The organism is Bacillus thuringiensis, from assembly GCF_001182785.1.
Lineage (GTDB): Bacteria > Bacillota > Bacilli > Bacillales > Bacillaceae_G > Bacillus_A > Bacillus_A thuringiensis_S.
The window spans coordinates 1827875-1848435 of record NZ_CP012099.1 but is presented as its reverse complement, the minus strand read 5'-3'; the positions used below and the strand labels follow the sequence as shown (position 1 = coordinate 1848435).

Below are 20561 nucleotides of genomic sequence, written 5' to 3'. Positions count from 1 at the left end.
AAGAAAGAGCCTACTGTTTGTAGGCTCTTTCTTACGTCTTACTTTTTACGACGTACTACAAAAACATACGCACTTACCGACGATACAATCGCCAAAATAGATAAAATAATTGCTATCAATTGCATATTACTAGCACCTTCATTCTTTTCTACACTAGACACTTCACCATGTTCTCCTGTTAATGACGTACCTTTTGCAATTGTAGTAAGTGAATGCGGTTTTTCAGCTTTTTCATCACCTGTCCATTCAACAATTTCTCCGTCTTTATATTGTTGATATGCGTCCCAAGCTATTTTTTGCTCTTTATCCGGATTTTTAGCGACGAAAGTAAATCGCTGGAACTGGCCAGTTAAAATCCCTTCTCCTGTCGCTTCCCATACTACAGTTTTAACTTTTCCGGCTGTATCTTTTTGCTCCTCAATTTTCCATCCTGGCACTGGTTCATACTGCTGGAACTCTACTCCAGACGGTATTTTCAGTGTAACTTTTGTCGTTGCTACATTTTTTTCAACTGGTACTTTTATCGTATAAGTCTCCCAAGAACCAATGTCAGAAGTTGCTGGTTTTACAGTGACGTGCGCACTAACAGGTAACGAAAAAATTCCCATTGCAATAATTGTTGCGATCATTGTTGTTCCTAATTTTTTTATACGTTTCATTTTCTATTAGCTCCTTTTCATACATAGCTTCTTTTTATCTGCCACCGACAATAAATTTAAAATCTGTATCGAAACTATCAAGAGATTTTGTTAATCCATGAACATGTATATTCCAGTTTCCTGTCATGTTAATATACATACCTTCTGCTTCATATTCTCCCGGTGAAACTACCGAAACTTTAAATGAACCTTTTCCCATGTTCATATCTAATGATTGAGTCGTCAATATCATTTGTTCCATATCAGTAATAGGCTGTCCCTTTTCATCCTTTAGTGTAATATGGAATTTATTTTGTCCTACCTTATTCGGACTTACATTTAGCGTAAGTTCATATCCATTATCTAATTGCTTACTCTCTGTAAAAGGTCCAGTAGGAGGCATCGGTGGTGTTTGTACGTTTGTCATAAAAGCTACGATTACGAAAATGATACTTCCAATGACAAACTCTACTTTCACCGTAGCTCCTAATCCTTGCTGCGCTCGCATTCTCCCTTTCACATAATGAATAATTCCCAATATCCCCATGAAAATGAATAAAAGTATCTTTGTTAATAAAGCCAATCCATACTTCGTATCAAATAACGAGTGGATTGTTGGAATAAAAAATGTACTGTTAAAAAGGCCTGTTATTAAAATCACGATGACAGCACCTGTTGCCCACGGTGAAAAACGCTTAATCATATCCCAATACATATGCCACTTGTTATCCTCTTTACGTAAAAGAAGAATAATAGATGATAAACCACCAACCCATAATGAAGCTGCGAATAAATGTAGAAAATCCATAACGACAGCAATCTCTTTAAACTTTAAACCATATGCGTGACTATTAAATGCTTTCATAACAAGTAACCCTATAAATAATAGTATTGGAATACTCCATACTTTAAACGACGAAAACTTCTCATACTTCACCGCAAAATACGTAACAATTATAAGCGTACTAATGAGAACCATTTGAGTGATCCATATATAACCAAAAACAGAAAGCTGTAATGTTTCTTTTAATAGTAAAGGGTTGAATGCTTCTAGCCACAAAACATCAGCATTTATTTTTGCTTGCAATGGTAGGTTGAATAACAAGCTAATAAATATCCCAAATAAGGAGATCCATATTATGTTCTTACTCCTTGATCGAACCGAGGTTGCATTCCCTTTATACATAATAAGATTAAAGAAGAGAACTCCTAAAAATAGCGAGAAACTCGTATATAGAATCCCCCGTTCCATAATCATATCGATTTGCGGGACATACCCCATCTCTTCCACTTGTACATCGTCTGCTCCCGCTTCCGCTAATCCAATACGGAATGGAATAACCCCTTGAATTGGATGTCCATCAGCTGAAATAGCTTTCCACTGAATGGAGTAAAGACCCTTTTTGAGATTGTCTTTTAATCCAGCTTCTAATAGCTTTTTATTTTTTTTATCAATATGAGCATCTTTTAAATCGACTCTTTTACCTGATGTATCTCTCACGTACAATGTATTAAAACTTGAAACTTGTATGTCCTCATCGAATTCGATTTTTACAACAGATGGTGCTTTCTTCAATGTTTCATTTTCAGTAGGGTTTGATTTCACAACGTACGCATGAGCAAATGCACTTTGCGGTATCAATATGATAAGCACACACACAAGTAATAGCCATATCCCTAATCTTCTCATTACTTTCACACTCATTTCACTTCTCTCTTCCTCATTGCTCTATTTTCATTACTTTAACTTCCAAAGTTTGATTCTCCGTAGAAATATTAACCTGATTAAATATAAATTTCTATAAAGTATAACTCTTTATTTCTCTTCCACCTCTAAACTTCCAATATAATAGTAACTATTATGATAGATACAACTTACATTTTTAAAGCCGATTGTTATTATATCATAAAATATATTTATGTAAGTTATTAAAGAAGAAAAGTTATCGTGAATCATTTGTGAAGAAAATGTGAAATACATAAATAAAAAGGTGTTACGTTATTACGTAACACCTTTTTAAAAATACCCTTCTTCTATTTCTCTTCCGGATAATCACAATACTCGATAATCGTTCCTTCTGTATCCGCTGGGTTAAGATAAATTAACCTTCTACCGTGCTTATTAATGCGCAGTGTATGCTCTAACGTTCGAATTCCTTGTTCTTTCAATTCCTCTAAAGCTACATCTAAATCATCTACTCGATACGCAACGTGATGTACACCTTTACCTTTTTGTTTTATAAATCGGGCAATTGGTGAAGTGGTGTTATTTGTCGGCGCAAGTAATTCAATTCTATCTCCATCCACTTCAAGAATGGCTACTTCGCTTTCTACACCTGGTGCCTCACTTACGTAACGATCTATTAATTCTCCTGATAGAACCTGTTCATAAAAACGTATAGTACTATCTATATCACGAACTGCGATTCCGATATGATCAATTGTTTTTTTCATTTTATTTCCCCTACTACTTTATTTTTTCTCATTATTAATAGTAACAAAAAAAGTTATAGAAACAAGTTCTATAACTTTTTTATTTAACCTATTTTCTTATCCGCTCTAGTTGCTGGTTGAACTTGATTTTTCATTTTTACAACGCTAATGCCATATCCGATAAATCCACCGATAATCGCTGGGAAGATCCAGCCTAATCCTACTTCCTGCATCGGAAGGAATTTAGTGAACACTTGGCTTACTACTTCAATGTTAACTCCAGCTGCACTTAATCCATCGAATAAGCTGATGATAAATGTTACGATTAAGCTCACTTGATAAACTTCAGCTCTTCCTTTGAATAATGAATGGAAGAATGTTAAGAAAATCAATACGATTGCTAGTGGATAAATTGCTGTTAATACTGGAACAGAAACTGCGATTAACTGTGTTAATCCTACGTTTGCAACAATTGCACTAAATACACATAGTGTGATTGCAATTGCTTTGTAAGGAACATTTGGGAATAACTTATGGAAGAATGAAGAACATGCTGATACAAGTCCCACACTAGTTGTTAAACAAGCTACTGTAATCATTAATCCTAATAATACTCCGCCATATGATCCGAAATAGTAGTTAGAAACTTTCGCTAATACTTCTCCGCCGTTCTCTAAATGTCCAAGCTTTGCAACACTTGAAGCACCCATATAAGAAAGAGCTGTATAGATAATTGCTAAAATAGATGCTGCAATTATTGTCGCTTTTGCACAAACGACCATAATTTGTGTTTTCGTTTTCGCACCTTTTTCTTTAATAGCATTGATGATGATAATCCCGAATACAAATGATGCAAGCGTATCCATCGTTAAGTATCCTTCTTGGAATCCTTTAAAGAATGCATGTGATGTATAAGCTTCCACTGGTGCTTGCATATCTCCAATCGGATGTATAAAAGCAACGATTACTAAAATACCGATGAAAGTCAACTTAATTGGCGTTAAAATTTTTCCAACAATATCGACAATTTTCGCGGGATTTAGCGAAAAAAAACAAGTGATGCTAAAGAATATAATTGTGAAAAGAATTAAAGGTGTAGAACCTACTCCCTCTGGCATAAACGGCTTAAGACCAATTTCATAAGATACATTTCCTGTTCTCGGTATTGCAAATAACGGACCGATCGCTAAGTATAAGACTGTTGTAAATACAATCCCGAACACTGGGTGAGCACGACTTGCTAATGACTGTAAATCATCTTTACCTGAAAAACCAAATGCTAGTACACCTAGTAATGGTAATCCAACACCAGTTACTAAAAATCCAGCGTTAGCAATCCATACATTCTCTCCTGCTGATTGACCAAGCATCGCTGGGAAAATTAAATTTCCTGCTCCAAAAAATAGTGCAAATAACATTAATCCAATAACTACTATGAACGAAAACGGTACTTTATTCGCCATAATATAACCCCCATTCAAATTTCCTTATCTCATTTTCCAATTTTAACTAATTGAATTTTCTGAATATTTAATTTAAGTATCAACTATTCTTGAACTCATTATAGTTTGCTATATAATATTTTGCAATACTATTTTCGAACTTTTCTTTTATTTTATAAATATACATTTTTTAACATGAAAAATAGACTAAAAAACCAACACGGTCATCCATGTTGGTTTTTCCATTTACTATCATAAATTAAAATTTCGCTGCTACTTTTTTAACGTTTTCTAGACCTTCTTCAACAATTTGTTGTGAACGATCTGGATATTGATTGTGTCCTTCAATTACAACTGTCTCTGGATTTGTAATTCCCCAGAATCCAAGTACAGTTGTTACGTAATTAACTGCCATTTCCATAGGAGCCATTTGCTCTGAAGAGTAATCTGAACCACGAGCACCTAACACAACTACTTTCTTACCACCAACTAAACCTTCTGGACCATTTGCTGTATATTTAAACGTTTTTCCAGCTTGAGATAAGTATGAAATATATGTGATTAATGGTGCTGGTACTGTAAAGTTCCATAATGGGAATGCAAATACAACCTTATCAGCTTCTAAAAACTGATTTAAATATTGATCTACTGTAGCAACCGCCTTCTCTTCTTCAGCTGTTAACTCCATGCCTTGGCTACGTTTATATCCACCTGAAATCGCGATATTTCCGTAATAAGGAAGATCTAATGCAAATAAATCTAATTCCGTAATTTTTGTATTTGGATTTGCTTCTTTATAAGTACTTACAAATGTTTCATACATTTTTGAACTAACTGCTTGCTCCGCTGGACGATCGTTTGCTTTTACAAATAATACTTTTGACATTTTTTTATTCCCCTCTACATTCGTATTTTCTTCTTTTTTACCAAATAATGAACTAAATAGTCCCATTTTCTTCACCTAATCTTTCTTTTCATATTCATTATTCATCATCATAAAAATTCTTATTCTAAGAAAAAGTTCCAATAGATACCTTAAGTTAAGCCTCCGAAACTTTTTGTTATTTAATTACCTTATGTAAGTGATTGTAATATAGTCACTTACTTTAGTCAAGTAACTTTTAATAAAAAACAAAATCTCAATTTAAAAATATTAACTAAAATACAATTGAGCACCAAATACATCTTTATTACTTGTATAATAAACTTAGAGAGGAAAATTCATATATAGAAAGGATTTATTCATGAGCACTATAGAAAAGATTCAAACTTTTATTATTCTTTTTGCTGTTACATGCGGCATCGTACTCGGACAATTAAATATGATACATACGTATTCAGACAAGTTTATTGTCCCCTTCTTATTTTTCATGCTATATGGATTATTCCTCAGCATCCCATTAAAAGAAATAAAAAACGGATTTCGCAATTTAAAATTTGCTGGAACAAGTCTTACTATTAACTTCTTATGGACACCTTTACTCGCTTGGGGATTAGGAGCACTATTTCTTTCAGATCATCCAGCACTTTGGGTTGGATTTATAATGTTAATGGTTACTCCATGCACAGATTGGTACTTAATCTTTACTGAAATAGCGAAAGGAAATGTAGCACTTTCTACTGCAATTTTACCGGTAAATTTAATTTTGCAAGTACTACTCCTTCCAATTTATTTATTTTTATTTGCTGGTGTCATGAAAACTGTAGCGGTTTCTGTTTTAGTAGAAAGTATTGTTATCGTAATCGTCTTACCATTTATACTTGCACACGCTACAAAATTCATTATGAATAAAATGAAAAAAGCTGAAACTCTCGAGAATAAACTCATTCCGTTTTTCAGCTCTGCTCAAATTGTATTTTTAAGTTTAGCAATAGTAGCGATGTTTGCATCACAAGGTAAATATTTGCTGCAAAATATGAATGTCGTTTTATTATTACTCGTTCCTGTTCTATTGTTCTTCATCATTAATTTTTTACTAGGACAATTTATCGGACGCATCATGCATTTATCTTACAAAGATACAGTAAGTCTAAGCTTAACAACGTTAGCAAGAAACTCACCTGTTGCACTCGCTATCGCTGTAACAGCTTTTCCAGACGAGCCTCTTATCGCACTTGCACTCGTTATTGGACCGTTGATTGAGTTACCGGTACTAGCTTGTGTGTCACAAGTTTTGTTGCTTATTAAGAGAAAACGGCAATACGCATAATAAAAAACGTCCCATTTTGGGACGTTTTTTATTATGGAAAGATTACATACAACACTTATTTCTTATTTATCGATACAAATGAAATTACCGAAACTACAAACGTAATAATACCAATTATAAATCGATCGGCACTAAAAATTTTATATGCTATAGAAAATTTACTTTTCGTTACATTAACAAATCCTTTCTAATTAAAAATGATAGGGAACGTAAATATAACGAAAGCTGCCCAAAGTCCGTATATTGGCAAATACTTCGTAACGGCATCTTGGATAGCTGTCGGTCCTGATTTGTTTTGCAAGAAATGCATATAGGAAAACATAATCCAAATGAGATTTGCCCAAATCAGTACGTTTACTCCTAAAACAGCAAGTCTATTAGGCGTAATCCCGTAAGAAGAAAGTCTAAATACTATGGCTGACAATGCGACAGTGTCAATAATAAGCGCCAGAACAATTAAGGAAAAATTTATATAATCTGAAATGTTCTTTTTCTCGTCCGAGTCACTTTCAACGATAGAAAATATGGTAACAGCCAATACACCAAGGAGTATTCCGTTGAAAGCCATTAGGAAATTGCGATCCAAGAACGGATTTTTCCCGACCCAAATTACCGTTATAAGATAGATAAGCAACGTGATCAGGACGAGAGGACTAAAAATTTTAGATATGTATGGTGTAATATTTTTAGCAAGCTTAAGATTCATTGATACTAAGTATGCAGCCACAATAGCGAGAGCCGCTGCTCCAAATAAAACAACATTACTAAAATAGAATTCTCCTATATCTAAGTCAACAAAGCTAAATAAACGCATGGTGAATACTGCTAGTATCATTCCGCTCACTGCCATGCTGGCGTAGAGAAGACAATATTCTAAATTAAATTTTATATAGGCTAATCTTGTACTGCCTTTTGAATATTCATTTCCTGTAAACGCAAGCCCTACTAAGACCCATAAAAATATAGGAAGATGCAAATAAGCAAGAATGGTACTGTCTTTATAATTTAATGGCAACGTATTAAGATACATCCCGGAAATTAGGAACAACGCTGCAAGGGAATAAATAATACTTTTTTTCGGAGTATTATTGTAAACAAAATAAGCAGCAATAAAGGGAATTACACCAAAAGCCAAATTAATTGGAGCAATTGCTTCCTGCTCAACAAAGTGGAAAATGATCCTGGTGCTTATGCCGGCCAGAATAGCTAAAAGGCCCATGAATAAGAAACCTTTTTGAAACAAAGATGTTTTTTCTTTATTTACTTTCTCCTTGAAATGCAACCTTTCATACCAAGCACCTAGAACTTGAGAATCAGGGTTTTGGTCCCATGCTTGTGAGAATGCTTTTTTAAAAGCTTTCGGATCTTTTCTATACATCTTCTCCAACTCATGGGAGTTATCCATATTTTTAACAATCAAATTGTTAATGTTCATAGTTATACCTCCTCTAATTTTAAAAATAAGGTTGTTACCTTTTAACAAAAGCACCTCACTCATTTATTATGATTTTGATTTTAATACAAAATTTATCGTTTTACAATAAAAAATTATTTTTTAAAGGATTTTTTTTATCGTTAAATCTTATATAAAAGAAAAACAAAAGAGCATGACAGTTTTATGTCATGCTCTTTTAACAAATTAATTCTCAAATACAAAATTAATCTTATTATCTTTCCACTCTAATTTCGCATCAAACGTTTTCTCGCCCTTTTTAAAGCCTTTAATTAAATCAGTCTTTTCATCTTTTAAGAGCTTTGTCATATTCTTTTGCGAAATTGTTTTACTTAATATCTTCTTTGAAATGGTGAAATCACATTGCGTTGTATTATAGTTAGAACAACCATAAAACGTTGACTTATCAATTACATCGCCATCACATTTTTTACAGTTACCAACCTTTTTACCTGTTGTAAATTTCGATCCTTTTCGTTCAATCGATTCAACATGTAATCCAGTGAAATCCCATTTCTCAGACATTTCAACTGCGTCTTCAATAATTTTGGCTGATAGCTTTTTCGTCTGTTCCATAAATGTAGCTGGTGAAGCTGTACCTTCCCCGATTTCCGCAAGGCGTTGCTCCCATTTTGCAGTCATTTCTGGTGAAGCGAGTATTTTATCACCGATTGCTGTAATTAATACTTTTCCTTTATCAGTCGCATACACTTGGTTTTTCTGCACATCTATATATTTACGGTCTTTCAGCATCGTAATAATACCTGCACGAGTTGCCTCAGTACCTAAACCTTCTGTTTTCTTTAATACTTTCTCAAGCTCTTCATTCTCTAAATACTTACCAGCTGTTTTCATTAACGTAATAAGTTGTCCTTCTGTATAACGCTTCGGCGGCTGTGTTTTTCCTTCTTTCACTTTCACCTTTACAACTTTTCCTTCTTCGCCTTCAGCAACAATTGGAAGAATGGTTTCGTCATCTTTATCATCTTGGAAAATAACTTTACGCCAACCTTCTTGAATTTGCTGTTTTCCTTTTGAAATGAATTCAGCACGTTCATCTACAAGAGTTGTAATCGTTGTATAGTCAAAAATCGCTACTTCATAATGCGCCGCAATTAGTCTTCTTACGATCATATCGTAAATTTTCTTTTCATCACCTGATAGTTTGCTTGGATTTGTAACTTGCTCTGTCGGTATGATCGCGTAGTGATCTGTAACTTTCTTTTCATTCACATAACGCTTATTGTTCATAATGGATTCAACCGGAGCCGGTAATAAACCTTTATATTCATCAAACTGACTTAACTTCTGTAAAATATCAGGGAACGTCGCTGCTTCTCCTTGAGTAACATAGTTAGAATCTGAACGTGGATAAGAAACAATCCCTTTTTGATATAGTGCTTGCGTTATATCAAGCGTTTTTTTCGGTGAAAATTTAAAGGCTTTATTCGCTGTCGCTTGCAGTGCTGATAAGTTAAATAAAAGCGGCGGCTGAAACTCTTTACGCTCCGTTTTCATTTCCTTCACAACAGCCGGTTTCCCTTGGCAAAATGCCGCAATTTTATTCGCCATATCAGGGTCTTTTAAGCGGGATTCATTATCCTTTTCCCATTTCCCGTCATATTTCTTTCCTTCTATATTAAAGGTTGCGAACACTTCCCAAAACGGCTCTGACTTAAAGTTTTCAATTTCTTTCTCTCGCTTTACAATCAATGCTAACGTTGGTGTCTGGACACGACCAGCAGAAAATACATCATTCATTCCTTTTTTCTTTAGCAAAATACTAAAGACACGTGATGCATTCATACCAACAACCCAGTCAGCGCAAGATCTTGTATATGCTTCGTAATACGTATTAATTGTATCTGATTCATCAAGTAGATTTTTAAATCCTTGGTAAATAGCTTGCTTCGTTAAAGACGAAATCCATAGACGCTTCATCGGCTTTTGCACGTTACAAAGATTAATAATATTTCGTACGATCAGTTCCCCTTCACGCCCAGCATCGCCTGCGTGAATAATTTCTGTTACCTGTGGATTATGTAACAGCTGTTTCACAACGTTAAATTGCTTATACTTTGACTTTGTTACTTCAAATTGAAAACGCTCTGGAATCATCGGTAACGTATTAAGTGACCATTTTTTCCACTCTGCGTGATAATGCTCTGGATTACATAACTGCGTCAAATGACCAATTGCCCATGTACAGTACGCTCCATTTGGAAATAACTCATTCGCTTCTACTTCTAAATACCCATCTTTCCGGCGATATTTAAATTGTGAAACAAGAGCCAAACCTTGATCTGGTTTCTCGGCAATAATTAATTTCATTTTATAACTCCCTATCTGTATTCCAGTGTTACTTTCATTGTATATATGTTTAGAAGCGATGATAAAACAACAATCTTATTTATCATTCGCGGTTTGTCTCGCAAATGTGAGACCTATAATATTATACGCTTATTCTTTATGGCTTCACAATAGAAACTCATAATATAACAATTTCTTTCACATGCTTACAATTAAAAAAGACGCCCTAAAAAATCAAGCGTTCCTTTGCTTACATCTATGAAATTGTGCAGATAATATGCAGATATTAATAAGCATAAGTACTCTCCATATAAACATATGATGAAATGAACGATAGGACAAGGAGGTATCATAATGTTTGCTTATACGTTAACTACCTTAACACTTTGCTGTACCTCAATTCTTATTGCATCCAATATCTCTAAACGTAAGAGTACCCTAATGGAGTATATGGTATTTATTATGTCTTTTAGTATGAGTATCGGTTTAAGTATTGGTTTTTATTTAGGCGTTCTCTTTAAGGGAGAATTACTATATTCTACTTTGCTTGCTATTTTAATTAGTGGTTTTATCGGTTTTTTAATCGGTCTACGTTTTCACCTATATACTGCTTTAGAAGGAATGTTCTCTGGATTAATGGCAAGTATGATGGGAGCAATGATTACAGAAATGTTAAATGCTCAACAAGCTCATAGTATACTGTTCATTAGTCTCTTACTTACTATAACGATTACTATGTCATGTATAATTCAATTGTTATCAGAGAACTTTTCTACTTTTATCCGACGGCGTTTTTTGTTATTACTTTCAATTAGTGTAGTAATTATCGTTGCCGTATTCGCGACATTCCCAGATCATACTCCCTCACCTTCACCTCGGCATAATCAACATATACATTAGTACTTGCAACAAAAATGAATAAGCAGCTATCCATAGGATAACTGCTTCCTATTATTCTGGCTTATTAGGAATGTTTTGGTTTGGAACATAGTCAGATTTATAATCTGTATAGTTCACTTCCGTTACCATCCCTGCTGAAGCATGATGTAGGTCGTGACAGTGGAACATCCACTCACCCGGATTGTCTGCTACAAAGGCTACTTCATATTCTTCACCCGGTTTTAAGTTCAATGTATCTTTTACAATTGGAGAACCTTTTATCGGTTTTCCATCTTTACTCAACACCTGGAAGAAGTGCCCGTGTAAATGCATTGGGTGATCATCCATTTTAGAACGATTTACCAACTTCACTTTTACTAAATCACCCTTTTTCACTTGAATTGGGTCAATATCTGGAAATACCTTTCCGTTAATTGTATATACCATTTCATTTCCATTCATTTGCGTATTTAAGTCCATATTATATGTGGCAGTATACTCTTGATTTAACGTGAAACTACCTAATTTTTTAGTACCATATTTCATTATATCTACTTTCGGTAATTTTTCTTTTTCGTCTGCTTTATCTTTCATCTCTTTGCTGCCATCATACTCAATAACAGCTTTCATTCCTTTTGCACCTTTATTTTTTGAATGGTTTTCAACATACCACTTCCCAGGATTATTAGCAGTAAATTCAATATCATAACGTTCACCCGGTGCGATTGAAATTACTTTATCCTTTATAACTTTTGGATCGTTTATTGGCTGACCATCTGTCGCAATTACTTTTATATCATGACCATGAACATGTATATCATGTGATAGATAACCAGCATTGACGAGTCTAAGACGAACTTTATCTCCCTTATTCACTTTTAATGGCGCTACTAAATCACCGCTTTTTCCATTGATTGTGAATAAATCATACATACTCATATCATGACCTTCCATCTTCATATTTCCATGGTCCATTCCTGCCATATTACTAGAGTCTTTTCTATCACTGTCCATGTCCATATCATCATTCTTTTCCCCATTTTCATTACCTTTAGATTTATTACCTATTTGCCCTTTTATCATTTCTTTTAACTGCTTATTAATTTCTTCTTTATCTGTAACCCATTCATCCAACATTAATGTGTAATCTTTATCATATTTTTCCTTTGTATCTTCTACAATGAGCGCTCCATACAAACCTCTATCTAATTGATTTACAGAATCTTGATGCGAGTGATACCAGTACGTTCCTTGTACGTTCGCTTCAAATTCGTAAGTGAAACTTTTTCCTGGTTCAACCGCATCTTGTGTCACGCCTGGAATTCCATCCATGTTATTTGGGACAGGATATCCATGCCAATGAATAGATACTGGTGCAGATAATTCATTTTTTAATGTCACTTTCACCTTTTCACCTTTTTTCACCCGAATTTCTGGACCAGGAGATGAGCCATTAAATGTCCAGACTGGAACAATAACACCGTTACTTAATTTTTGCTTTTCTTCTTTCGCAATTAAAGTAACTTCTGGTCCTTTTTCAACCTTCAATGGTGTTGTAGCTGTTTCAGTCTGTAGTGTTTTTTTATCATTCATATTTTTATGATCATTTGTTGTATTTGTCGTCACAGAACAGGCAGCAATTAAAAATATTACAGAGACTGTAACGGCTGCTAATACAAATCGCTTCATGGAAAATCCCTCCTTTTTCTTTTTCAAAATCATTATAGAAGTTGATTTTCAAGAAAATAAGGAGATGTAATTAGATCTTACGTAAGCTAATTGGAAGATTACTAAAAGCGGAGACATTACAAGAGGCGAATATTTTAGAAATACAAAATATTTTCCTTGTAGCGACTATACTAGCCGTTCTCGTATTTGTTTTGACGTTATTTCTTAAGAAACAATAACACTGCTATTATTAAATAAGAAAAATGTAGCTAAAATGCTCTTCACAAAAGAACTTACATTTTTGTATAATAAGAACTAATGTTCCTTACAAGAAGACAATAGACTCAAATTACACAAATATATCAAATAGAAGAGGATTGATATACGATGAAAATTGATAGACCAAAAATTTCACCAGAGTTATCTTCAAAGAATTTTCAAGATATTTTTTATGAAGAAGATCCAACATTAGAAGTGTGTGAAATTATAGACTCCACTTTCGAAAATGAATCTGTAGATAGAGTGCGATTGTATGATGCAGTGATAAAGAATTGTAAATTCACTAATACAGACTTTAGCAATATTGATATTACAGATGTTTGTTTTGAAAACTGCGATTTATCAAATGTTAATTTAAGCAATTCTTCTGTTCATAGAGTCGAATTTAAAAACAGTAAATTAATCGGGGTTAATTTTGCAGAATCTAGCTTAGGAAATGTTAAATTTGAGAATTCAATTTTGAATTTAGCAGCATTTGGAAATTCTAAACTAGAAAAAATTATATTTAATGAAACTTCATTAAATAATGCAGATTTTTTTGACTGTAAACTAAAAAAAGTTGAATTCCAATTATGTAGTCTTGACGAAGCTAATTTTGATCAGACATCACTGAAGGGGATAGATATTAGTTCTTCTAACTTTGATACACTTACAGTTTCAGTGAACGATTTAAAAGGATGTAAAGTATCAACATATCAAGCTGTTCAGTTTGCAACTTTATTAGGATTAATAATTAAAGATTAGTATTTCGAAGATAAAAAGAACCCTATCCCGAATCCTGGATTTTTTAATTGTCCACGATTCGAGATAAAGTTCAAATAAATTAGTGATGACTTTTTTATTATTTAACTACAGCTTGGTTTCCTTTTACATGTTCATTATTTACACTCATAAATTCTTCAATTTCTTCAACTTCTCTAATGATATCTTTTGATAAGTTTTCATACCCGTCTTTCGTTACAAGAATATCATCTTCTATTCGAATACCGATCGACTCTTCCTCAATATAAAGACCAGGTTCAATTGTTATAACCATACCTTCTTCTAACACTCTATCTTTATATGTTCCTACATCATGTGTATCTAAACCAAGGAAATGGCTGACACCATGATAATAGTATTTTGATAACTCTTCATCTTCTTGAATTAAACCAATTGCTTTACACTCTTCTGCCAGCACCTTTTTTGTATGCTCAATTAATGCAGCGAACTTTAATCCTGGCTTAATAATCTCTGTTGTTTCTTTTAATGCCTTTAATACAATATTATAAATTTGTTTTTGACGACTAGAGAATGTTCCATTTGCCGGGAATGTATAACTAATATCAGCGTTATAGTAGTCTTTTTGAGCACCTAAATCTAGCAATACTAAATCACCATTTTGAATTTGTGCATCATTATCTTCATAATGAAGAACTGTAGCATTTTTACCACTTGCCAAAATTGTATTGAACGCATGGTGCTTAATGCCAGATGATTTCAGTGTAAAATCAAATTGAGCTTCTAATTCATACTCCATCATACCTGCTTTTGCATGCTTAAGTGCGTTGTAAATACCGTCTTGCGTTATAGCAATCGCTTCTTTAATAATTTCAATTTCTTCCTCTGTTTTAAATACTCGTAATTCACAAATGTTCGGATATACATTACCAATTGTTACGTGTGGGTATTGTTCTCTTACATGTTTAGCAAATGCTAATGTTTTTGTCTCCGTACCATTCCACTCACGACGTTCTATATCTAAATATAGATGCTTCGCATTTTCTGTAAAAAGTATATTTGACATTGTCTTTTCAAAGCTATCTAAATATACAACTTTCTTTATACCTGAAATTCCCTCTGCTTCTTCGCTAGAAACTGTTTTCCCAACCCATTTTTCCATTACTGGATCTGATTTTTCAATAAAAAGTGTCTCTTCTACACTATTCCCAAACTTTTTTAGCATAAAAATAACATTTGGTTCATCGATTCCCGTTAAGTAGTAAAAATTACGATTCGGTACAAATTTATAATGTGCATCAGCTGACATATGCGGTGCTTGTCCCGCAAATAAAATCGTAACGGATTCATCAGGTAATGTTTTCGTTAGTCTTTCTCTATTTTGAGCAAAAAATGTTGATTTCATAATAATCCCCCTAGCGTTTTATGTATAATTGTGAAACTAATTATTCAATACACTTTATTCTATTATTGTTATAATTTTTCGTCAATTTTTAACTTATTTTTAGATAGTATTGACACAAACAACTAAACAAGTTACAATAACTATAAATTAGTAAGTTGCTAATTTAATTTAAAACAAGAGGTGAACAAAATGCAAAATATTTTATTCCGTATTAATGAATTATCAAAAAAAGAAAGAACATCTGGATTAACAGTTGATGAAAAACAAGAACAACAAATGTTACGTCAAAACTATACAGAAACATTTCGTGGAAGCCTAGATTCCATTTTATTAAATACAAAAATTGTTGATTCGAATGGTCTTAACGTTACACCAGTTGCATTACAAGATGCTCAAATACGTTTAAAATTAAGCAAATGAGTTCCACGCTAAAGAATTTCAATAAAACATAAACAGAGCTGGATTTCCTATATAGAAATTCCAGCTCTGTTTATTGTCTTTTCTAATTTAGTAAACGAGCGATACATCGCAATTCTCCACGACACAATCATCGCAAATGCAAGTAAGAAAAACATGCTGCTTAACTCTGCCAAATCAATTGATTGGCTTAAATATGACTTTAATGCCACGCGTACAGCTAATAAGCCTACTAAAATGAATATGAATGCTTTTGACGGTTTCATAAATATATGTTCGCCCTTTATTTCGAACTTAGTTGTTTTAATAAGAAAAATAGAGAAAATAAGCCCTATACTAATTGCCTCGACTATTTCTAACGATGTTAATCGAAACTCTGGTAAAAAGTACATCATCGCGCCTGTACTCATAAAAATTGGTGGTAATATAATTTTCTTTTTCGTTACCGGCTTTTTCGCTGCTTTAAAACGTAGAAACATTACCCCAACAGCCATACAAACCGCTATGACACTTGATAAAAGTGCTATCATACTTTCCACTCCTATCTATTTAAATGACTTTTTTAGCAAAATCATAAACCAATAAGTAACTACATGCCGCATTATAGAATTTCTTCATTATATTCCTCCTGCTGTAAACTTTCCATATTCGCTGCAATCATTTTACGCAAAGTTTATGAACGGAATATGAACAAAAAAGCCATTCTGCAATTAATAATTGAAAAATGGCTTTTTAACTTATTTTAAATCGTCAATTGTGAAAGCACCTGGAAGTAATTGCTCAACAGTCACTTCTTTTTCATCACCTTTTACATTCGTTAGTAATACAGGCATTTTCGGATCACAGAATTCAACAATTACTTGTCTACACGCACCACATGGTGAAATCGGTCCATCAGTTTCTCCTGTAATAACTAAGTAACTAAAATCGCGCTCACCTTCTGATACTGCTTTAAATATTGCTGTTCTTTCTGCACAGTTACATAAACCGTAAGAAGCATTTTCTATATTACAACCAGTATAGATTTTCCCTTCTTTCGTAACTAACGCTGCGCCAACAGGAAATTTAGAATACGGAATATACGCTTTCGATAACATCTTGTTTGCTTCTTCAATATATTTTTTCTTATCCATATTATTTCCCCCTCAAAGTAAATGAAATAATGATTAGTCAGTAATAACTGTATGAACTAATTTAGGAGCCACTGCTGTTTCAGCGATAGAGATGTTCTCATAAATTTTTGCTTTTACATCTTCTACATTTTCACGATTTGCGTAGATTGTTACGAACGGCTCGCCTTCTTTTACTGCATCGCCAACTTTTTTGCGTAACATTAAACCTACTGCTAAATCAATTTCATCTTCTTTTGTTGCGCGGCCAGCACCAAGTAACATAGCTGCGATACCGATTTCATCTGCAACAATGTTAGAAATAACACCTGAAGTTTTTGCAGGTACATCAATTACATACTTCGCTTGTGGCATTTTTTCTGGATTGTCTACAATTGAGCTATCTCCGCCTTGATTGCTTAAGAACTCTTTAAATTTCTCAGTTGCTTTTCCGTTTTTCATCACTTCAATTAGCATTTCACGAGCTTCTTCTAACGTATTTGCTTTTTTCGCAAGTACGACCATTTGACTTCCTAATACAAGTACTAATTCTGTTAAATCTTCTGGACCTTCACCTTTTAACGTATCAATTGCTTCTTTCACTTCTAGAGCATTACCAATCGCAAATCCAAGAGGTTGTGACATATCTGAAATAACTGCCATTGTTTGACGTCCTACGTTATTTCCGATACGTACCATTGCATGTGCTAATTCTTTTGCATCTTCTTCTGTTTTCATAAATGCACCAGCACCTGTTTTTACATCAAGTACGATTGCGTCAGCACCAGCTGCAATTTTTTTACTCATAATTGAACTTGCGATTAAAGGAATTGAGTTAACAGTTCCTGTTACGTCGCGTAATGCATAAATCTTTTTATCTGCAGGTGTTAAGTTTCCTGTTTGTCCAATAACAGCTACTTTGTCACGGTTTACAATATCAATGAATTGTTCTTTCGTAATTTCAACGTGGAATCCTTCTACCGCTTCTAATTTATCAATTGTTCCGCCTGTATGCCCTAAACCACGACCAGACATTTTTGCTACTGGTACATCTAAAGCAGCTACTAATGGTCCTAATACTAATGTTGTTGTATCACCAACACCGCCAGTTGAATGTTTGTCTACTTTAATTCCTTCAATTGCTGATAAGTCGATCGTTTCTCCAGACTCAACCATCGCCATCGTTAAATCTGCACGTTCGCGATCTGTCATATCTTTAAAGAAGATTGCCATTGCAAGTGCACTCACTTGATAATCAGGAATACTTCCGTCTGTATATCCATTAATAAAGAATTTGATTTCTTCAGTCGTTAATTCTTTGCCGTCACGTTTTTTTGCGATAATATCTACCATTCTCATTACAATCACCATTCCTTTTTATATTATATAAATCTATTAAAATAATAAACCAACGATTGTTGCTGATAAGAAACTTACTAATGTTGCACCGAATAGTAATTTCAAACCAAATCTTGCGACTACATTCCCTTGCTTTTCATTTAAGCTCTTAACTGCTCCTGCAATAATCCCAATTGAAGAGAAGTTTGCAAATGAAACTAAGAATACAGAGATAATCGCTGTCGTTCTATCTGAGAAATTAAAGTTTCCTTGTGCTAAATCTGTCATAGCGACAAATTCATTTGATACTAATTTTGTTGCCATAATATTTCCGGCATTAACTGCTTCATGCCAAGGTACACCCATAATAAATGCAAATGGTGCAAATGCATAACCAAGAATTTCTTGGAATGAAATACCGATTACACCTTTAAATACTGCATTAATGAATGCGATAAGAGCTACGAAACCAATTAACATAGCTGCTACTGTAATCGCAACTTTAAATCCATCAATAATGTATTCCCCTAATACTTCAAAGAAAGTCTTTTTCTCTTCTTCTTGTACTTCTAACATATCTTCTTCCTCAGTAACTTCATACGGGTTAATGATAGAAGCAATGATGAAGCCACCGAATAAGTTAAGCACTAAAGCGGTTACAACATATTGTGGTTTTAATAAAACCATATATGATCCAACGATAGACATAGAAACTGTAGACATTGCTGATGCACATAATGTATACATTCTTTTCTCTGGCAATAACCCTAGTTGTTTCTTAACCGAAATAAATACTTCCGATTGTCCTAAAATCGCCGATGCCACAGCGTTATATGATTCTAGTTTCCCCATTCCATTTACTTTACTTAATGCTAGACCGATAGATTTCACAATAATAGGTAATACTTTAATATGTTGCAAAATACCTATTAAGGCTGATATAAATACGATTGGCATTAATACACTTAAAAAGAACGAAAACTCTTTTTGATTTACTAATCCACCAAATACGAAATTCACACCGTCAGCGGCATATTTTAATAGCTCTCCAAAACCATCTGCTATTCCGCTAATTAATATATTCCCTACACTTGTATTTAATAATAGAAACCCCAAAATGAATTGTAATATAACCATCGTTATGATTGGACGATATTTGACTTTCTTTCTATCATTACTAGCAAGCCAAGCGATACCTAAAATCAATACGAGGCCAAAAACACCGATTAAGTATTTCATAAGCCGTTTCCTCCCATTCGTATCCGCTTACATTTTTTTCAATTATTAAAGCAATAGATATACTTTAAACGTATATCTATTGCTTTAAGCTTTTATCGATTAGTAGTTATCTGTAGCACCTTTTGCATCATTTAATACGATTGCAACACTAGCACTTGCTCCAACGCGAGAAGCTCCAGCAGCTACCATTTTGTCTGCATCTTCACGTGTACGAACACCGCCAGATGCTTTTACACCAACGTTTGGTCCTACTGTTTTACGCATTAATGCGATATCTTCAGCAGTTGCTCCGCCAGTTGAGAATCCAGTTGACGTTTTTACGAAATCAGCACCAGCTTTTACTGATAATTCACAAGCGCGTACTTTCTCTTCATCTGTTAATAGGCAAGTTTCAATGATTACTTTTACAAGAGCTTTTCCTTTTGCTGCTTGTACTACTTCATAAATGTCTTTTTCAACAAGTTCGTTGTCGCCATCTTTCAAAGCGCCTACGTTGATTACCATATCAACTTCAGTTGCACCTTTTGCAATAGCATCTTTTGTTTCAAATGCTTTTGTTTCAGTAGTGCTTGCTCCTAATGGGAAACCGATTACAGTACAAACGTCTACATCATGTCCAGCTAGTTCATCAGCCGCTAATTTTACCCACGTTGGGTTAATACAAACAGAAGCAAATTTATATTCCTTTGCTTCTTCGATTACTTTCATAACATCTTCTTTAGTAGTATTAGCTTTTAAAATTGTATGGTCAATTAACTTTGCAATGTTCATTATCTTCACTCCTCATATCTTTTAACAACTTCATTCTAACTCTTAGTTGAACAAATGTAAATACACTTTTGAAATTTTGTTCATTCTTTTTTAAAAGGAATTTTCTTGTAGTAAATAAAGCGCATTCTAACAAAGAACACTTCATATATAATCAAATTTTCTATGTTAACAATGGTAGTATGTATCTCCATATCCATAATTATTTTTAAAAAGGCAATTTGTGTTCAAAAAAGACTCCTATCATTCATAC

The 20561-nt window shown here is 33.7% G+C and carries 18 protein-coding genes; 4 read left to right on the top strand and 14 right to left on the bottom strand.

Annotation, left to right across the window (positions count from 1 at the left end; all coding sequences use genetic code 11):
• Positions 1-38 precede the first annotated feature (38 nt).
• The 5 genes from AC241_RS09680 to AC241_RS09660 form a co-directional block, all read right to left on the bottom strand.
• Entirely contained in the window at positions 39-659 is a 621-nt protein-coding gene (locus AC241_RS09680) for a YcnI family copper-binding membrane protein (RefSeq protein ID WP_050843282.1), read from the bottom strand.
• Between the two features lie 34 nt (positions 660-693).
• On the bottom strand, positions 694-2343 hold the full coding sequence (locus tag AC241_RS09675; protein WP_050843280.1) for a copper resistance CopC/CopD family protein: 1650 nt from the start codon (positions 2341-2343) through the stop codon (positions 694-696).
• A gap of 329 nt (positions 2344-2672) precedes the next feature.
• A complete protein-coding gene (locus tag AC241_RS09670) occupies positions 2673-3092 on the bottom strand; it encodes a VOC family protein (RefSeq protein WP_000750855.1) in 420 nt (139 codons plus the stop codon).
• An 83-nt stretch (positions 3093-3175) separates the two neighbouring features.
• Positions 3176-4534 carry a branched-chain amino acid transport system II carrier protein gene (gene brnQ / locus AC241_RS09665; protein WP_029442011.1) on the bottom strand — a complete coding sequence of 453 codons (1359 nt, stop codon included), beginning with the start codon at positions 4532-4534 and terminating at the stop codon, positions 3176-3178.
• 238 nt (positions 4535-4772) lie between these two features.
• Positions 4773-5465, bottom strand: a complete 693-nt coding sequence (locus AC241_RS09660) for an FMN-dependent NADH-azoreductase (protein WP_050843278.1) — start codon at positions 5463-5465, stop codon at positions 4773-4775.
• 292 nt (positions 5466-5757) lie between these two features.
• On the opposite strand from AC241_RS09660, the gene AC241_RS09655 reads away from it, so the two are divergent.
• On the top strand, positions 5758-6723 hold the full coding sequence (locus tag AC241_RS09655; RefSeq protein WP_043935009.1) for an arsenic resistance protein: 966 nt from the start codon (positions 5758-5760) through the stop codon (positions 6721-6723).
• A gap of 187 nt (positions 6724-6910) precedes the next feature.
• Here AC241_RS09655 and AC241_RS09650 read toward each other — a convergent pair whose 3' ends face one another.
• Both AC241_RS09650 and topB read right to left on the bottom strand, forming a co-directional pair.
• Positions 6911-8158, bottom strand: a complete 1248-nt coding sequence (locus AC241_RS09650; protein WP_043935008.1) for a DUF4153 domain-containing protein — start codon at positions 8156-8158, stop codon at positions 6911-6913.
• 204 nt (positions 8159-8362) lie between these two features.
• Positions 8363-10507 (bottom strand): DNA topoisomerase III, encoded by a 2145-nt coding sequence (topB, locus tag AC241_RS09645; RefSeq protein ID WP_043935007.1) that lies wholly within the window; start codon positions 10505-10507, stop codon positions 8363-8365.
• Positions 10508-10840: 333 nt separating this feature from the next.
• Here topB and AC241_RS09640 point away from each other — a divergent pair, with 333 nt between their 5' ends.
• Positions 10841-11386, top strand: a complete 546-nt coding sequence (locus AC241_RS09640; protein ID WP_050843276.1) for a hypothetical protein — start codon at positions 10841-10843, stop codon at positions 11384-11386.
• Between the two features lie 51 nt (positions 11387-11437).
• Here the strand turns inward: AC241_RS09640 and AC241_RS09635 are convergent, their stop codons facing one another.
• Positions 11438-13054 carry a multicopper oxidase family protein gene (locus AC241_RS09635; RefSeq protein ID WP_050843274.1) on the bottom strand — a complete coding sequence of 539 codons (1617 nt, stop codon included), beginning with the start codon at positions 13052-13054 and terminating at the stop codon, positions 11438-11440.
• A gap of 366 nt (positions 13055-13420) precedes the next feature.
• Between AC241_RS09635 and AC241_RS09630 the strand changes: the two genes are divergently transcribed.
• Complete coding sequence (locus AC241_RS09630; protein WP_050843273.1) at positions 13421-14056, top strand: pentapeptide repeat-containing protein; 636 nt, start codon at positions 13421-13423, stop codon at positions 14054-14056.
• A gap of 97 nt (positions 14057-14153) precedes the next feature.
• Here the strand turns inward: AC241_RS09630 and AC241_RS09625 are convergent, their stop codons facing one another.
• Positions 14154-15437 (bottom strand): aminopeptidase P family protein, encoded by a 1284-nt coding sequence (locus AC241_RS09625; protein ID WP_050843271.1) that lies wholly within the window; start codon positions 15435-15437, stop codon positions 14154-14156.
• Between the two features lie 189 nt (positions 15438-15626).
• Between AC241_RS09625 and AC241_RS09620 the strand changes: the two genes are divergently transcribed.
• Positions 15627-15857: a DUF896 domain-containing protein gene (locus AC241_RS09620; RefSeq protein WP_001179618.1), complete on the top strand. Its 231-nt coding sequence runs from the start codon at positions 15627-15629 to the stop codon at positions 15855-15857.
• A gap of 47 nt (positions 15858-15904) precedes the next feature.
• Here AC241_RS09620 and AC241_RS09615 read toward each other — a convergent pair whose 3' ends face one another.
• From AC241_RS09615 to deoC, 5 genes are all read right to left on the bottom strand, one after another.
• A complete protein-coding gene (locus AC241_RS09615) occupies positions 15905-16384 on the bottom strand; it encodes a CcdC family protein (protein ID WP_043935006.1) in 480 nt (159 codons plus the stop codon).
• 207 nt (positions 16385-16591) lie between these two features.
• Complete coding sequence (locus AC241_RS09610) at positions 16592-16987, bottom strand: cytidine deaminase (RefSeq protein ID WP_043935005.1); 396 nt, start codon at positions 16985-16987, stop codon at positions 16592-16594.
• Between the two features lie 33 nt (positions 16988-17020).
• The gene (locus tag AC241_RS09605; protein WP_001983022.1) at positions 17021-18322 is read right to left on the bottom strand and encodes a pyrimidine-nucleoside phosphorylase; all 1302 of its coding nucleotides are present in this window, start codon (positions 18320-18322) and stop codon (positions 17021-17023) included.
• Between the two features lie 36 nt (positions 18323-18358).
• Positions 18359-19540: a NupC/NupG family nucleoside CNT transporter gene (locus tag AC241_RS09600; RefSeq protein WP_016082053.1), complete on the bottom strand. Its 1182-nt coding sequence runs from the start codon at positions 19538-19540 to the stop codon at positions 18359-18361.
• A gap of 99 nt (positions 19541-19639) precedes the next feature.
• A complete protein-coding gene (gene deoC, locus AC241_RS09595; protein WP_001017441.1) occupies positions 19640-20311 on the bottom strand; it encodes a deoxyribose-phosphate aldolase in 672 nt (223 codons plus the stop codon).
• Positions 20312-20561: the final 250 nt, after the last annotated feature.

Bases quoted from the DNA above. Each gene is read 5' to 3' on its own strand.
- AC241_RS09680 (WP_050843282.1), bottom strand. From the start codon at position 659: ATGAAACGTATAAAAAAATTAGGAACAACAATGATCGCAACAATTATT.
- AC241_RS09675 (WP_050843280.1), bottom strand. From the start codon at position 2,343: ATGAGTGTGAAAGTAATGAGAAGATTAGGGATATGGCTATTACTTGTG.
- AC241_RS09670 (WP_000750855.1), bottom strand. From the start codon at position 3,092: ATGAAAAAAACAATTGATCATATCGGAATCGCAGTTCGTGATATAGAT.
- brnQ (WP_029442011.1), bottom strand. From the start codon at position 4,534: ATGGCGAATAAAGTACCGTTTTCGTTCATAGTAGTTATTGGATTAATG.
- AC241_RS09660 (WP_050843278.1), bottom strand. From the start codon at position 5,465: ATGGGACTATTTAGTTCATTATTTGGTAAAAAAGAAGAAAATACGAAT.
- AC241_RS09655 (WP_043935009.1), top strand. From the start codon at position 5,758: ATGAGCACTATAGAAAAGATTCAAACTTTTATTATTCTTTTTGCTGTT.
- AC241_RS09650 (WP_043935008.1), bottom strand. From the start codon at position 8,158: ATGAACATTAACAATTTGATTGTTAAAAATATGGATAACTCCCATGAG.
- topB (WP_043935007.1), bottom strand. From the start codon at position 10,507: ATGAAATTAATTATTGCCGAGAAACCAGATCAAGGTTTGGCTCTTGTT.
- AC241_RS09640 (WP_050843276.1), top strand. From the start codon at position 10,841: ATGTTTGCTTATACGTTAACTACCTTAACACTTTGCTGTACCTCAATT.
- AC241_RS09635 (WP_050843274.1), bottom strand. From the start codon at position 13,054: ATGAAGCGATTTGTATTAGCAGCCGTTACAGTCTCTGTAATATTTTTA.
- AC241_RS09630 (WP_050843273.1), top strand. From the start codon at position 13,421: ATGAAAATTGATAGACCAAAAATTTCACCAGAGTTATCTTCAAAGAAT.
- AC241_RS09625 (WP_050843271.1), bottom strand. From the start codon at position 15,437: ATGAAATCAACATTTTTTGCTCAAAATAGAGAAAGACTAACGAAAACA.
- AC241_RS09620 (WP_001179618.1), top strand. From the start codon at position 15,627: ATGCAAAATATTTTATTCCGTATTAATGAATTATCAAAAAAAGAAAGA.
- AC241_RS09615 (WP_043935006.1), bottom strand. From the start codon at position 16,384: ATGATAGCACTTTTATCAAGTGTCATAGCGGTTTGTATGGCTGTTGGG.
- AC241_RS09610 (WP_043935005.1), bottom strand. From the start codon at position 16,987: ATGGATAAGAAAAAATATATTGAAGAAGCAAACAAGATGTTATCGAAA.
- AC241_RS09605 (WP_001983022.1), bottom strand. From the start codon at position 18,322: ATGAGAATGGTAGATATTATCGCAAAAAAACGTGACGGCAAAGAATTA.
- AC241_RS09600 (WP_016082053.1), bottom strand. From the start codon at position 19,540: ATGAAATACTTAATCGGTGTTTTTGGCCTCGTATTGATTTTAGGTATC.
- deoC (WP_001017441.1), bottom strand. From the start codon at position 20,311: ATGAACATTGCAAAGTTAATTGACCATACAATTTTAAAAGCTAATACT.